Consider the following 13,864-nt stretch of genomic DNA (forward strand, 5'->3'; position numbering starts at 1 on the left):
TCATGACCGACGAGATCAAACGCTCCGTCACCATCGCCGGTCACCGCACCAGCATCTCGCTGGAGCGGCCCTTCTGGGACTTGCTGAAGGAACTGGCCTGCTCGGAAAAGACCTCGGTCAACGATCTGGTGCGCCGGATCGACGCCGAACGCGGTGGCAAGGGCACGCTCTCGGCCGCCGTCCGCCTCTATGTGCTGGAAGGCATGCGCAGACGCAGCGACGGCAGCTGCACAACCTGATTACTGCGTGAAAGCCGGGCGCGTCGGCGGTGGCGGCGGCGGAGCGGTGCGCGTTTCCGCAGGCATGCCCATCAGTTCGCGCAATTCGCGGCTCGCCCCACCGGCTTCTTCCAGACTCTCAGCCAGCAGCCGCGCCGCGACGAATGCTTGCAATTCGAGCGTCTGCGTCTTTGTGTCGATCGTGCCGCCGCGTCCTGTTGCAACGATCGAGAACGCCGGCGCGCCTTCGGGCTTTTCAGGCACAATCGTCAATTCGGCATCGGCCGCAAGCCGCGGCAGATCGTAAAGTGCCAGCAGTTTCGCAGTGCCGCCATTAAGCGTCACGGTGTCATCGGCAAGGCGCAATACGCCATCCTCGATGCTGAAACCACCGTCGAACCCGCGCACCGCGGTCTCGCCGCTTTGCAGCGTGTCGCTGACAAGCGCTGGAAAATCGTCGATGTCCTGCAGCGTTTCAAGCGCTTCGCCGAAGCCGGCGACATCAAGCGGCGCGAACGCCATACCGGCAACATCGATCGTTCCTGCACCGCTCGCCGACGATACGAGCGCCAGCCAGCTGCGTCCCTGTGCCTGAAACTGTGCGCTGAGGTTGACCCGGCCCTTGCCAGGACCCGCACCGAAGGTCTCGCGGAAAACACGCCCGAGTTCGGCCTCCTCAATCAGCGCCGTCAAGCCGATACCGGGCGCGCCCTGCCCGCCCTCGATCCGCGCCCCGAGTGAAACCCGCCCGCCGGCAAATTGCCCGATGAAGGGCGACGCCGAAAGAACGCCATGCGACAGCGACAGGTTCGTCGTCACATCGCCAAAGGCAAGCGAACCGAACCGGACCGTCCCGGCCTTGAGCTCGACCTCCCCGTCCAGCGCGCCCAGCATCGACCAGTCGAGCGCGGCCGCCGGCCAGATCTCGTCGTCGGCGCTGGCGAGCGAGGTCAGCTCAAGCGCATTGGCCTCCAGCCGGCCTGTCAGCGAAGGCAACTTGTCCCCATCCGGCGCGCGCCAGGTCGTACTGCCTGAGAGCCGGAAATTGCCGGCGACACTCTCCATATTCGAAAGCGCAAGACTATGTTTGTCCCAGACAACCGCTGAAGAAAAAACGAAACCCGGCCCGGAAGCCTGCTTGCCGATCCAGCTCGACAAGGGTTCGGGCGCGCCGAATGCGGCAAAGACCGAAAGCACGCCCGGCGCTGCAATGTCGGCTCTTCCCTGGAAGCGCAAGGCTTCGAATGGATCGGTGGCGCGACCTCGCGCCGTCAAGGTCATGCTGCCGATATTGGCCCGGAAGCTGACCTGATAGGGCTTGTCGGGCACACTTTCGAGCTGCAGCGCGATCGACCCCGGTGCCGTCACACTGTCGCGCGGATCGAGCCCCAGTTGCTGCAGAAGAACGCGGCCCTCGTCATTGGCCGCATTGGCGACGATGTCGAGGCTCTCGACGCCGGTGCCGTCGCCATGGCGCCGCTTCAACACCGCATCGACACGGCTGCCGCGCACGGTACCCTTGAGCGTCAACGTGTCGACACGCAACTCGCTGTCGGTGGCCTCGCCCGACACGCCGGTCACATCGATCGACACCGGTCCGCTCGCATCGGGCACCGAGAAGCCAAAGAGCGCCAGCAAGCCGCCAAAGCGCTCACCCTCGATATGGCTGACGAAATTGCCTTTCACATCGTCACGCCGCCCGCTCGTGACACCGGTCAATTGCCCGGAGAAGGAAAACCTAGCGCCCGCGACATCTTCGGCCTCGAAACGCTGAACATCGAGCATGCCGTCGATCAATGTCGCTTCGGCATCGAGGCCGCGAATATTTTCCTCCCAGAGGCGCAGGCGTTCGGCACGAAGACGCAGCCCGATATCATGCGACGCCAGAAACGCCTGCGGTTCGCGGTCGCGGAACCACAATGCGCGCATTGGATCGACATCGAAATCTGTCGCGCGGAGATCGGCATCAATACGCGGACGACCGTCGGCCAGCCGGTAGCCGATGCTGCCGAGAAGCGTGGGCGCGGCGAGATCGCGCGCATAACCGGCCTGCAGACCCGAAATATCGAGCGCATCCGGACCCAACCGCAAGCGCGCGCGGGCCGAAAAGGGTGTGCCGGCGCGTGGCGCGCTGCGCGCGGTCGAATCGGCCTCGTCGTGGCTTGCCGCAAGCCATTGTGTCAGCGCCGCAAGGTTGCCGCTGCGCATATCGAAGCGACCGTCGAAAACCGGAACATCCTCGCGACGAGCCAGTTGACCGATCAGCGAAACCTCGGTTTGACCGCCAAGTTCGCCGCGGGCCGTTTCGACATCCAGAACGCCGTCCGCCAGCGCCAGTGTCAGCTCTGCATTCCGCACGATCGCGTTTTGCAGGGCAAGTGTCGCGACCGAGACCTGCACACTGCCATCGATCCAGCCCGGAAGCGGCACGGCGAGGAGATGGGCAAGCGGAACGCCGCTTTCCATGGCGTCGGGAAGCAACCGGCTGAGCAGAGGCCCGGCGGTGAAATTCTCGGATGTCAGTTCGAGCGAGAATACAGGGCGCCCTTCCCAGCGGGCCTGAGCCGCGCCGTTGAGCGTCGTCCCACCCGCGGCGAGGACGAGATTGCGGAATGTTGCCGATTGTGCGGTCGCGACAAGTCCGCTGTCGATACGAACCGGCACGGCCTCGCCATTCGCACCGACCTCCATACGGCCGTTGCCGTCGAGCCGCGCCGCTGCCGAAAACTCCGTCGCAACACCCGAAAACAGGAACCGGACCGGCCGGTCCCGAAGCTGCAAATCCGCCGTGACCTGAAATGCCTTGCGGCCGGCAAAGTCGCCAAGGCCAAGCCTCATGGTCAGCGGGACGCCGTCGACAACAGCCTCGATCTCGGCACGCAGCGGACCGACAAGTGACGTCGCAATCACCTCACCGCCAACCTGTGTCGCGCGCCAGCTCCGCCCGTTTGCACGATTCTCGTAGACGACAATACCGTTCTCGAATTGCGCCCTTTCGAGACTGATCGACGCCAGCGAGAACATACCGTCCGCCATCACAGCATCCGGCAGTTCGAAAGCGGCCCAGTTTGTTGTGCCGTCCGGCAGAACTTCGAGATTGATCTGCGGGCGAACGATACGGACGCTGGTGATCTTGATGTCGCCGGCGATCAGCGGCGTCAGCGCCACCACGGCGTCGATCTCGTCGAACGTCGCCATATGCGCAGACAGGGCCGCGCTGCTTGTATTGACGATCTTCACCTTGCCGAGCGTCATGTGCGGCGCAGGCAGGATTCGCAGACGTATGTCGCCATCGATGCGAACCGGCGCGCCGATCGCGTTCGAAGCCTGCTCTTCGATTTCGCCGCGGAACTTGTTCCAGTCGATCAGGTTCGGTCCGACCAGAGCGGCAAACAAAAGCGCGACGAAGAGTCCCGCAATATAGGTCAGGATCGAATTCAAGCCTGTCTCCAGCCGCACCCGGCGCGCGAACGCAGCGTTGCCCTCGACGGTTTTATGCCGACCGCCTTTAGCCTAAGCTCATGGGATGAGCGGCAGCCAGACCGCCAGATGCGGTCGTATTGCGGGCAAACTATGGACTCGAACGACGAAAATATAGTCAAAATCGCCACCTTCCGGAAAATGGCGCGCGATGCGGAAAAGCGCGCGGCAAAAGCCGAAAAGGAAAAGCGCGCGACGGCAAACCGTACACGCTTCGGACGCAGCGGCGCCGAAAAGAAGCGCGACAAGCTGGAGCGGACGCGCGCCGAGCGAAAACTCGACGGCGCCCGGCGGGACACGCCGCCGGACGATCCGACGGCGTCCGAGTGAACGTCGCTGGGACCGCAGTCGCCAACCTCAATAGAAAGCATAATAGTTTCATGGGGTTAGGAAAGGCGCTCAACGCGGCGTTGACAACATGCGGTGCATAAATTAATAACTGACTGGTCAGTTATTAATTTACATGAGTTGAGAGCGCCCGCATGCCGACCGCTAATCCGAAGCGCCAGCGCCGCAAACAAGCACGGCCCGCCGAAATCATGGCGGCGGCGCTGACGCTCTTCTCCGAAAGAGGCTTCGCCGCGACGCGGCTCGACGATGTGGCGGAAGCCGCCGGGGTCAGCAAGGCGACGATCTATCTCTACTTCGAAAACAAGGAACAGCTCTTCACCGCCCTCGTCCGCGAACTCGCCACGCCGCGCTTCGACGAGATCGAAATGCTCATCGACACATATGAAGGTTCAAGCGCCGAACTGCTCGGTTTCGTGATCGCCCGCCTCGGCGAAGCCGCGACGACGACACGCATCCCCGCGCTCGCCCGCATCGTGCTAGCCGAGAGCGGAAATTTTCCCGAGATCCGCGACTATTACCGCGACCACATCGTGCAGCGCGGCCTTCGCAATTTCGCCCGCATCGTCGAGCGCGGTATCGCTCGCGGTGAGTTTCATGCCTGCGACCCGAGAACGGCCGCACAAAGCATCATCTTCCCGATCATCATGAATACGCTGGCACGCGAGACATTCGGCGACATTGAACCACTTAACCCGGCGGCATTTTTTCCGGCTCATGCAGCGTTCGTCATGCGCGGCCTCGCCGCGGACAGGGAGGCGTAAGATGCAGCGCCTCCATTCCCTCCTGTTCGCGAGCGTGGCCGCGCTCCTCCTTGCCGGATGCAACGACGCGCCCGATGGCACATATCAGGGCTATGCCGAGGGCGAATATGTGCGCGTCGGCCCGGTCGACGGCGGCACGATCGACGAGATCGCCGTCGCGCGCGGCGACCGCGTCGAAAAAGGCGCCCTGCTCTTCCGTCTCGACCTGACGGCTGAAACCGCCGCCGCCGCACAGGCCGCCGCGCAACTCGCCGAAACGAAAACGGCGCTCGACGACGCCCAGCGCGAATTGAAACGCATGGAAGCGCTTCGCGCCGGCGGCAATGTGGCTCAAGCGATCCTCGACACATCGCGCGCGCAGCGCGACCGCGCCGGATCGCGAATGCTCGCCGCCGCCGCCGCGCACGATCAGGCGAAATGGCGCCTCGCACGCCGCGAAGGTCACGCCCCGACGGCGGCCATCGTGCAAGATGTGTTGTTCCGGCCGGGCGAGTTCGCCGCCGCGAGCCAGCCCGTCGTGTCGCTGCTCCCACCGGAGAACATCAAGGTGCGCTTTTTCGTGCCCGAAGCGGATCTCGGCCGCGTCCGCATCGGAAGCCGCGTGATTTTTTCCTGCAGCGGCTGCCCCGCCACGCTCGACGGCACGGTTCGCTTCATCTCGACACAGGCCGAATTCACGCCGCCCGTCATCTACAGCGACCAGTCGAAGGAAAAGCTCGTCTATATGGTCGAGGCCGTGCCGAATGCAACGCCCGAGGCTCTGCATCCGGGTCAACCGGTGACGGTGAGCTTGCCGCTTGCGGCGGACGCCAGCGGAGAAGCGTCATGACGGCGCCGCTCGCCATCGACGTCCGCGGCCTGACGAAGAGTTTCGGCGGCACGAAGGTGGTCGACGGCTTCGACATGCAGGTGGCACGGGGCGATATCTATGGCTTTCTCGGACCGAACGGCAGCGGCAAGACGACGACGATCCGTCTGCTTTGCGGATTGCTGACGCCCGACAGCGGCGCAGGCACTTGCCTTGGCTACGACGTCTTGAGCGAGAGCGAGAAAATCAAGCGCGAGGTCGGCTACATGACGCAACGCTTCAGCCTCTACGAGGATCTGTCGATCCGCGAGAACCTCGAATTCGTCGCCTCGATCTATGGTATTCGAAGAGCGCGGCGGACGGTCGGCGAGACGCTCGAAAAACTCAACCTTGCAGACCGCGCGCATCAACTCGCGGGCACACTCTCGGGCGGATGGAAGCAACGCCTCGCGCTCGCCGCCGCAATCATGCACAAGCCGAAACTGCTGCTGCTCGACGAACCGACGGCCGGCGTCGATCCGAAAGCGCGGCGCGAATTCTGGAATGAGATTCACGACCTCGCCGCCGAAGGTCTGACCGTCCTGGTCAGCACGCATTACATGGACGAGGCCGAACGCTGCCACAAGATATGTTACCTCGCCTATGGCAAGCTGCTGGCGCGCGGCACGGTGGAAGAGGTGATCGAGCAGTCGGGCCTGTGCAAGTTGAAGGCCGCGCCGACGCTTGAAGACGTCTTCGTGCATCTGATGCGCGATGTCACCGACAACTTCGCGATCAAGAAGGCGGGGTGACGCGATGGCCGGCGGCTTCTCGTTCAGGCGTCTCGGCGCGATGATCCGCAAGGAATTCATCCAGATGCGGCGCGACCGCCTGACCTTTGCCATGATGCTCGGCGTACCGGTGATGCAATTGGTACTGTTTGGCTATGCGATCAACGCCGACCCGCGCCATCTGGCAACAGCGCTTTTCGCGCAGGACCACTCGGCCTTCACGCGCAGCCTTGTCGCGGGAATTGAAAACTCGACCTATTTCGATGTCGTTGCCAAGCCCGAAACGGCGGCCGAAGCAGACAGGTTGCTGCGCAACGGCACCGTTCAATTCGCGATCGAAATTCCACCGAACTTCACCCGCGATCTCGAGCGCGGCGCGCGACCGCAGATATTGCTGGATGCCGATGCCACCGATCCTTCGGCCACAGGCCATGCCGTGACCGGCCTTCAACTTCTTGCTGCAACGGTATTCGACCGCGATCTTGCCGGTCCGCTGACGCAACTGAAGCAGGGTCCGCCACCCGTCGGTCTCGTCATTCACCGCCGCTACAATGCCGAAGGCCGCTCGCAGATCAATATTGTGCCGGGACTTCTCGGTGTGATCCTGACCATGACGATGATCATCTTCACCGCGCTGGCAATGACGCGCGAAGTCGAGCGCGGCACGATGGAAAACCTGCTGACGATGCCGGTGCGGCCGCTCGAAGTGATGGTCGGAAAGATCCTGCCCTATATCGCCGTCGGCTATATCCAGACCGCCGTCATTCTGGCCGCCGCCTACTGGCTGTTCAGCGTACCGATGACCGGCAATCTCTGGCTTCTCTCGGCTGTGCTGCTTGTTTTTGTCGCCGCCAACCTCGCCGTCGGATTTACTTTCTCGACGCTGGCGCGCAATCAGTTGCAGGCCGTGCAGATGACGATCTTCTTTTTCCTGCCGTCGATCCTTTTGTCGGGTTTCATGTTTCCGTTTCGCGGCATGCCCGGATGGGCGCAATGGATCGGCGAGGTGCTGCCGATCACGCATTTCCTGCGCATCGTGCGCGGTATCTTGCTGAAGGGGAACGGTTTCGAGGAGATCATGCTCGACTTCGCGGCGATGACGGCGTTCCTGCTTGCGGTCTCGCTGGTAGCGCTCAATCGCTATCGGCAGACGCTCGATTGAGGCTGTTTACCCCCCCTCTGTCACAAAACTGTCAAAAAACTGTCACAAAAGCCTGACGAGAAAACTTGTCCCCGGGTTTATGCCCGGGTTTATCCCCGCTTCGGTGACAAATGAAAAAAACTTATCCCCGCCGCCGCCGCGAACGCCCAAACCGAATCGAACCGACGTTCTGAAACGGAGCGGGGCCGCCTCCCGGAAGAGACGGCCCCACGCTCACACGGCAAGAGAAATCAGTTGCCGCCGACGGCGTCGCGCACTTTGTCCTTGGCGTCCTTCACGGCGTCGCGTGCCGTGTCCTTCGCACCGCCAAAGGCATTCTGAATCTTGCCTTCGGCCTTGTCGGACTTGCCTTCGACTTCGAGCTTCTTGTCGCCGGTCAGCTTGCCGACCGTTTCCTTGACGGCGCCGGTCGCCTGTTTCGCAGTTCCCTTGATGCGGTCCTTGTCCATGTCGTTTCTCCGTGGTGAGAGGAATGGAACGGGACGGCTGAACGCCGCTCCGCATTTCGTGAGTGTCACCAGACAGGAGAAACTTGCCGTGAGAGCGGCCGGAATAAGGCATTTCCGTCACATTTGCGCGGAATTGAGAGAAATATCCGGAACATAATCCCTATGCGGAAAATATCTTCCCCGGATTGAGGATGTTCTGCGGGTCGAGCGCCTGTTTGATGGCGCGCATGACGGCGACGCCTTGCCCATGCTCCGCTTCGAGGAACTTGATCTTGCCTTCGCCGATGCCGTGTTCGCCGGTCGAGGTGCCGCCGAGCGAAAGCGCCCGGGCGACCATCCGGTCGTGAATACGGGTGGCTTCGGCGAGATCGCGCGGGTCTTCGGGGTCCATCAAGAGCAGCATGTGGAAATTGCCGTCGCCGACATGGCCGACAATCGGCGCCTGCAAGAACGAGGTTTCAAGATCGGCGCGCGTGCCCGAAATCGCCTCGGCCAGCCGCGAGATCGGCACGCAGACATCGGTCACCATGCCCTTCTTGCCCGGCTGATAGGCCAGCGCCGCGTAATAGGCATTGTGCCGCGCCTCCCAGAGCCGGGTGCGGTCTTCGGCTTTCGAGGCCCATTCCGCCACGCCGGCGCCATGCTCCGTCGCGATGGCGAAGAAACGTTCCGCCTGTTCGGCAACGGAGGCCTCGGTGCCATGAAACTCGACGAACAGCGTCGGCACTTCGGCGAGCGACAGTTTCGAATAGGCGTTGCAGGCGCGGATCGACAGCGTATCGAGAATCTCAATGCGCGCAATGGGAAGCCCGGACTGGATCGTCTCGATGACGGCATCGACCGCGCCTTCGAGCGTCGCGAAGGGAACGACGCCGGAGCGGATCGCTTCCGGGATGCCGTAGAGACGGAGCGTCACCTCGGTGACGATGCCCAATGTGCCTTCCGAGCCGACCAGAAGCCGCGTCAGATCGTAGCCGGCCGAGGATTTGCGCGCCCGCCCGCCGGTGCGCACCACCGAACCATCGGCCATGACGGCGGTGAGGCCGAGCACGTTTTCGCGCATCGTGCCGTAGCGGACCGCATTGGTGCCCGACGCCCGCGTCGCCACCATGCCGCCGATGGTGGCATCGGCGCCGGGATCGATCGGGAAGAAGAGCCCGGTGTCGCGCAGGTGTTCGTTGAGGGCTTTGCGCGTGACGCCGGCCTCGACGCGGACATCGAGATCTGCCGCATTGACTTCGACAATGCGGTTCATCTGCGTGAGATCGAGCGAAAGCCCGCCATGCACCGCCGAGACATGGCCTTCGAGCGAAGTGCCGGCGCCAAAGGGAATGACGGGAAGCCCATGCGCGGCACAGATGCGGACGATCGCGGCGACTTCATCGGTCGTTTGTGCAAAGGCGACGGCATCGGGCGCGGCAACGGGATGCCAGCTCTCGTCGCGGCCATGCGCCTCGCGGATCGCCGCGGCAGTGGTGAAGCGCGGGCCGAGCAGCGCCGCGAGTTCGGCAAGCGCTGCCGCCCGTGCATCCGTTTCGACCGTCGCCCTGCTCATGGAGGTATCCTTGATCGTGCTTGCGAATAGATTAGCATGAAACTGCATCGTCACGCCGCCCAACCCCACCCGCCCCTGGGGGGCGGGTCGAAAAATTCGAGCGCATGCGAAGAATTTTTCGGGGCGGGGGCTGGGCATTGACGGCGACCCCGCCCCAAAATTTGTTTCGCTGTCGCTGCACAAATTTCGACCCTCCCCCAAGGGGAGGGTGGTCCCTCACGCCAATCTCACCAACCGCCAAGAAACGCAAAAAAGGAACCGCCAATGACCGGACAGCCGCTGGAATGCCCGATCCGCAAGGTCGAGAAGCAATGGGTCGATCTCAACGGCCATATGAACATGGCCTATTACCATCTGGTCTTCGACGAATCGCTGGATGTGGCTTTCACCGAACTCGGCATTGGCTGGGACTATACGCAGAAGGGCGAGGGCTCCTGCTTCACGGCGGAAGTGCATGTCTGCTATCTGGACGAGCTGAAGGAAGGCGATCCGGTCCGCGTCACCTATCAACTGCTCGATGCCGATGCGAAACGCATCCATGTCTTCGGCCATATGTATCACGCCGAAAAGGGCTATCTGGCCGCGACCTCGGAGCAGATGTGCATCCATGTCGACATGAAGTCGCGCCGCGCCTCCCCCTTCCCCGCCGAACAGCAGGAAAAGATCGCCGCCATGATGAAGGCGCATGAGGGCATGCCGCGGCCGGAACAGGCCGGGCGGGTTATCGGGATCAAGAGGAAGTAGGGCACCGCCGGGCAACAACTGCTACAATCCCGGAATCATGACCGCAGGCGACGATCCCTTCGACCTCGGGGCGATCCCCGAAGAAACGACCGCGCGCTCGACCAGCGCCGCGGCGATCGGCGCCATGCGCGCGCCTTACCTCGAAGGGCTGAACGACGAACAGCGCGAGGCCGTGGAGGCGCTGGAAGGCCCGGTGCTGGTGCTGGCGGGTGCCGGTACCGGCAAGACGCGGGTGCTGACGACGCGGCTGGCGCATCTGCTGGCCACCCGCAAGGCCTGGCCGAGCCAGATCCTGGCCGTCACCTTCACCAACAAGGCGGCGCGCGAAATGCAGCACCGCATCGGCGCCCTGATCGGCGGTGCGGTGGAGGGCATGCAATGGCTCGGCACCTTTCATGCGCTGGGCGCCAAGATGCTTCGGCGGCACGCGGAGCTTGCGGGCCTGCGCTCCGATTTCACCATTCTCGACGCCGACGACCAGACCCGGCTGATGAAGCAGATCATCGTCGCCGAAGGCATCGACGAGAAACGCTGGCCGGCCCGCCAGCTCGCAAGCCTGATCGACGGCTGGAAGAACCGCGGGCTGACGCCCGACAAACTGCCGGCCGGCGAAGCCCATGCTTTTGCCAACGGCAAGGGCGGCGAGCTTTACGCCGCCTATCAGGCGCGGCTGAAGGTGCTGAACGCGGCCGATTTCGGCGACCTGCTGCTCGAAGTGCTGCGCATCTTCCAGGAACACCCCGAAGTGCTGGCCGAATGGCAGGACCGCTTCAAATACATGCTGGTCGACGAATATCAGGACACAAACGTCGCGCAATATCTGTGGCTGCGGCTGCTGGCGCAGAAGCACAAGAATATCTGCTGCGTCGGCGACGACGACCAGTCGATCTATGGCTGGCGCGGCGCCGAGGTCGACAACATCCTGCGCTTCGAGAAGGATTTTCCGGGCGCCAAGGTGATCCGCCTCGAACGCAATTACCGCTCGACGGCGAATATTCTGGGCGCCGCCTCGGGCCTGATCGCCGCCAACGAACAACGCCTCGGCAAGACGCTGTGGACCGAGGCCAACGACAATGAGGGCGACAAGATCAAGGTCGCTTCCTATTGGGACGGCGAGGAGGAGGCCCGCGCAATCGCCGAGGAAGCCGAACAATTGCAGCGGCAGGAGCATCTGCTGCGCGAAATGGCGATCCTGGTGCGCGCCTCGTTCCAGATGCGCGAATTCGAAGACCGCTTCATCAATCTCGGCATTCCATATCGCGTCGTCGGCGGCCCGCGCTTCTATGAGCGCGCCGAAATCCGCGACGCCAATGCCTATCTGCGGCTGATCGCACAGGGCGACGACGACCTCGCCTTCGAGCGCATCGTCAACAAGCCGCGCCGCGGCCTCGGCGATGTGGCGCTGCAAACGATTCATCGCCTCGCCCGCGCCGAGGGCATTTCGCTGCTGCGCGCATCGCGGATGCTGGTGACGACGGAAGAACTGAAGCCGGCCGCACGGCGTGCGCTGGCCGGATTTGTCGAAATGGTCGAACGCTGGCGGGCGCTGGTGCCCGGCATGCCGCATACCGAGCTTGCCGAAATCGTGCTCGACGAGTCGGGCTATACCGAGATGTGGCAGAACGACAAATCGGCCGACGCGCCGGGCAAGCTCGAAAACCTCAAGGAGCTGATCCGCTCGATGGAGCATCACGAGACGCTGGCCGGCTATCTCGAACATATTTCGCTGGTGATGGAGATCGAGCAGAACGACACCGCCGACAAGATCAACCTGATGACGCTGCACGCGGCCAAGGGCCTCGAATTCGACACCGTGTTCCTGCCCGGCTGGGAAGAAGGCCTGTTTCCGCATCAGCGCTCGCTCGACGAGAACGGGCTGGCGGGGCTCGAAGAAGAACGGCGGCTGGCCTATGTCGGCATCACCCGGGCGAAGAAGCGCGCTTACATCTCCTTCGCCGCCAATCGCCGCATCCATGCGCTGTGGCAATCCTCCCTGCCCTCGCGCTTCATCGACGAATTGCCGCAAGCCCATGTCGAGGTAACCGAAAGCGCGATGGCGGGCGCCAGCTACCAGAATTACGGCCAGAGCCGCTTCGCGCAGGACTTCGCCCGCGACAGCAACTACACGAGCCCCGGCTGGCGCCGCGCCAAGGAAAACGCCGAAGCGGCCTCGCGCGTCCGCCCGCCCGCCTATGAGACCCATGCCGATCTGGTCGCCACCAGCGACCCGGCGGCCGCCAGCTACAACACCGGCGAGCGCGTCTTCCATCAGAAATTCGGTTATGGCGAGGTGCTGTCGATCGACGGCAACAAGCTGACGGTCGATTTCGACAAGGCGGGCCGGAAGAAAGTGATCGACAGTTTTCTGGAGCGGGTGTGAGGGCGTGGCCGCATTCGCTCAACATTCGATGGAACGCCCACCCTCCCCTTGGGGGAGGGTCAAACCGCCAAAGGCGGTTTGGGGCGGGGTCGCGGCGAATACGGCAGATGTCACTGCCCGCGTTTCGTCCTCCACAAGACGCTTCCCCCGCCCCGAAATTTGTTTCGCTGACGCTGCACAAATTTCGACCCGCCCCCCAGGGGCGGGTGGTTGCAGAACGGCAGCCGAACCATGACCACCCCGCTCTGGAAATTCTCCTTCATCGTGCCCTACGAGGCGGCCGAGGCGTTTTCGGAGGCGCTGGAGGCTGCCTTTGCGCCGGAAGCGCTGGCGGTGTCGACGGTCGAGGCCGAGCCGGGCTCGGGCCCGCTGGTGAAGACGGCCTCGGACTGGAACGAGGTCGAGGCACATGGGCGCTGGCGCGTCGAATGTCTCTATGCGGAAGAACCGGACGCGGCGGCGCTGCGCGCGCTGCTGGCGCCGGTCGAGAAGGAAACCGGTGCGGCCGCGGAAGATTGGCGCATCGAGCGCCTGCCCGACACCGACTGGGTGGCGAAATCGCTGGAGGGGCTGGCGCCGGTGCGCGCCGGGCGCTTTTTCGTCCATGGCCGTCACGATGCGGACAAGGTGCCGGCGGCCGCGATCCCGATCGAGGTCGAGGCCAATCAGGCTTTCGGCACCGGCCATCACGCGACGACGGCCGGCTGCCTTGAATATATTTCCGAACTTCTCGACGAACGCCCGCCCGTTAACGCACTCGACATCGGCACCGGCACCGGGCTGCTTGCCATCGCCATCGCAAAGGCGACGCATCGCGCGGTGCTGGCCTCCGACATCGACCCGGTCGCGGTCGAGGTGACGCGGCGCAACGCGCGGGCAAACGGCGTCGGCCCGTGGATCAAGGCGGTGACGGCGGCGGGCTTCGACCACCCGGCACTGGCGGCCGGCGCGCCCTACGACCTGATCGTCGCCAATATCCTCGCCCGGCCGCTGGTGAGGCTCGCGCCGGCTTTCGGCAGGCATCTGGCGGCGGGCGGCACGCTGATCCTCTCGGGCATATTGCGGACGCAGGAGAACATGGTGACAAGCGCCATGGCGATGCAGGGCCTGCGCCTCGTCTCGCGCAAGCCGAAAGGCGACTGGGTAACGTTGAGGATAAGGGGGTGACCCCATTGCCCCGCCCCGC

Annotated in this window: 12 protein-coding genes; 9 read left to right on the forward strand and 3 right to left on the reverse strand. The window is 63.6% G+C overall.

From position 1 onward, the window contains the following. Window positions 1-2: 2 nt before the first annotated feature. A complete protein-coding gene (locus tag Q7V31_RS12985) occupies window positions 3-239 on the forward strand; it encodes a ribbon-helix-helix domain-containing protein (protein ID WP_304734931.1) in 237 nt (78 codons plus the stop codon). On the opposite strand, the gene Q7V31_RS12990 is transcribed toward Q7V31_RS12985, so the two are convergent. Next, a complete protein-coding gene (locus Q7V31_RS12990) occupies window positions 240-3,659 on the reverse strand; it encodes an AsmA family protein (protein WP_304734933.1) in 3,420 nt (1,139 codons plus the stop codon). Window positions 3,660-3,791: 132 nt separating this feature from the next. Here Q7V31_RS12990 and Q7V31_RS12995 point away from each other — a divergent pair, with 132 nt between their 5' ends. From Q7V31_RS12995 to Q7V31_RS13015, 5 genes are all read left to right on the forward strand, one after another. Continuing rightward, a complete protein-coding gene (locus Q7V31_RS12995; RefSeq protein WP_304734934.1) occupies window positions 3,792-4,028 on the forward strand; it encodes a DUF4169 family protein in 237 nt (78 codons plus the stop codon). Window positions 4,029-4,180: 152 nt separating this feature from the next. Then, window positions 4,181-4,810: a TetR/AcrR family transcriptional regulator gene (locus Q7V31_RS13000; RefSeq protein WP_304734936.1), complete on the forward strand. Its 630-nt coding sequence runs from the start codon at window positions 4,181-4,183 to the stop codon at window positions 4,808-4,810. Between the two features lies 1 nt (window position 4,811). After that, the gene (locus Q7V31_RS13005) at window positions 4,812-5,639 is read left to right on the forward strand and encodes an HlyD family secretion protein (RefSeq protein ID WP_304734937.1); all 828 of its coding nucleotides are present in this window, start codon (window positions 4,812-4,814) and stop codon (window positions 5,637-5,639) included. Then, window positions 5,636-6,409 (forward strand): ABC transporter ATP-binding protein, encoded by a 774-nt coding sequence (locus Q7V31_RS13010; protein WP_304734938.1) that lies wholly within the window; start codon window positions 5,636-5,638, stop codon window positions 6,407-6,409. Before Q7V31_RS13005 ends, Q7V31_RS13010 begins: the two co-directional genes overlap by 4 nt. 4 nt (window positions 6,410-6,413) lie before the next feature. Beyond that, the gene (locus Q7V31_RS13015) at window positions 6,414-7,550 is read left to right on the forward strand and encodes an ABC transporter permease (protein WP_304734939.1); all 1,137 of its coding nucleotides are present in this window, start codon (window positions 6,414-6,416) and stop codon (window positions 7,548-7,550) included. Between the two features lie 230 nt (window positions 7,551-7,780). On the opposite strand, the gene Q7V31_RS13020 is transcribed toward Q7V31_RS13015, so the two are convergent. Both Q7V31_RS13020 and Q7V31_RS13025 read right to left on the reverse strand, forming a co-directional pair. After that, on the reverse strand, window positions 7,781-7,999 hold the full coding sequence (locus Q7V31_RS13020; RefSeq protein WP_304734940.1) for a CsbD family protein: 219 nt from the start codon (window positions 7,997-7,999) through the stop codon (window positions 7,781-7,783). Between the two features lie 160 nt (window positions 8,000-8,159). Then, a complete protein-coding gene (locus Q7V31_RS13025) occupies window positions 8,160-9,554 on the reverse strand; it encodes an FAD-binding oxidoreductase (RefSeq protein ID WP_304734941.1) in 1,395 nt (464 codons plus the stop codon). Window positions 9,555-9,818: 264 nt separating this feature from the next. Here Q7V31_RS13025 and Q7V31_RS13030 point away from each other — a divergent pair, with 264 nt between their 5' ends. From Q7V31_RS13030 to Q7V31_RS13040, 3 genes are all read left to right on the forward strand, one after another. Then, window positions 9,819-10,298: a thioesterase family protein gene (locus Q7V31_RS13030; protein ID WP_304734942.1), complete on the forward strand. Its 480-nt coding sequence runs from the start codon at window positions 9,819-9,821 to the stop codon at window positions 10,296-10,298. Window positions 10,299-10,335: 37 nt separating this feature from the next. Continuing rightward, window positions 10,336-12,678, forward strand: coding sequence for an ATP-dependent helicase (locus Q7V31_RS13035; protein ID WP_304734943.1), 2,343 nt, complete (start codon window positions 10,336-10,338; stop codon window positions 12,676-12,678). Window positions 12,679-12,909: 231 nt separating this feature from the next. After that, the gene (locus tag Q7V31_RS13040; protein ID WP_304734944.1) at window positions 12,910-13,845 is read left to right on the forward strand and encodes a 50S ribosomal protein L11 methyltransferase; all 936 of its coding nucleotides are present in this window, start codon (window positions 12,910-12,912) and stop codon (window positions 13,843-13,845) included. Window positions 13,846-13,864 lie beyond the last annotated feature (19 nt).

It is taken from the genome of Parvibaculum sp. (assembly GCF_030651915.1).
GTDB lineage: Bacteria > Pseudomonadota > Alphaproteobacteria > Parvibaculales > Parvibaculaceae > Parvibaculum.

What these genes read in the sequence shown, in the direction of transcription:
- Q7V31_RS13000 (WP_304734936.1), top strand. Translation starts at nt 4,181, where the DNA reads ATGCCGACCGCTAATCCGAAGCGCCAGCGCCGCAAACAAGCACGGCCC.
- Q7V31_RS13035 (WP_304734943.1), top strand. Translation starts at nt 10,336, where the DNA reads ATGACCGCAGGCGACGATCCCTTCGACCTCGGGGCGATCCCCGAAGAA.
- Q7V31_RS13015 (WP_304734939.1), top strand. Translation starts at nt 6,414, where the DNA reads ATGGCCGGCGGCTTCTCGTTCAGGCGTCTCGGCGCGATGATCCGCAAG.
- Q7V31_RS13020 (WP_304734940.1), bottom strand. Translation starts at nt 7,999, where the DNA reads ATGGACAAGGACCGCATCAAGGGAACTGCGAAACAGGCGACCGGCGCC.
- Q7V31_RS12985 (WP_304734931.1), top strand. Translation starts at nt 3, where the DNA reads ATGACCGACGAGATCAAACGCTCCGTCACCATCGCCGGTCACCGCACC.
- Q7V31_RS13040 (WP_304734944.1), top strand. Translation starts at nt 12,910, where the DNA reads ATGACCACCCCGCTCTGGAAATTCTCCTTCATCGTGCCCTACGAGGCG.
- Q7V31_RS13005 (WP_304734937.1), top strand. Translation starts at nt 4,812, where the DNA reads ATGCAGCGCCTCCATTCCCTCCTGTTCGCGAGCGTGGCCGCGCTCCTC.
- Q7V31_RS12995 (WP_304734934.1), top strand. Translation starts at nt 3,792, where the DNA reads ATGGACTCGAACGACGAAAATATAGTCAAAATCGCCACCTTCCGGAAA.
- Q7V31_RS13025 (WP_304734941.1), bottom strand. Translation starts at nt 9,554, where the DNA reads ATGAGCAGGGCGACGGTCGAAACGGATGCACGGGCGGCAGCGCTTGCC.
- Q7V31_RS13030 (WP_304734942.1), top strand. Translation starts at nt 9,819, where the DNA reads ATGACCGGACAGCCGCTGGAATGCCCGATCCGCAAGGTCGAGAAGCAA.
- Q7V31_RS13010 (WP_304734938.1), top strand. Translation starts at nt 5,636, where the DNA reads ATGACGGCGCCGCTCGCCATCGACGTCCGCGGCCTGACGAAGAGTTTC.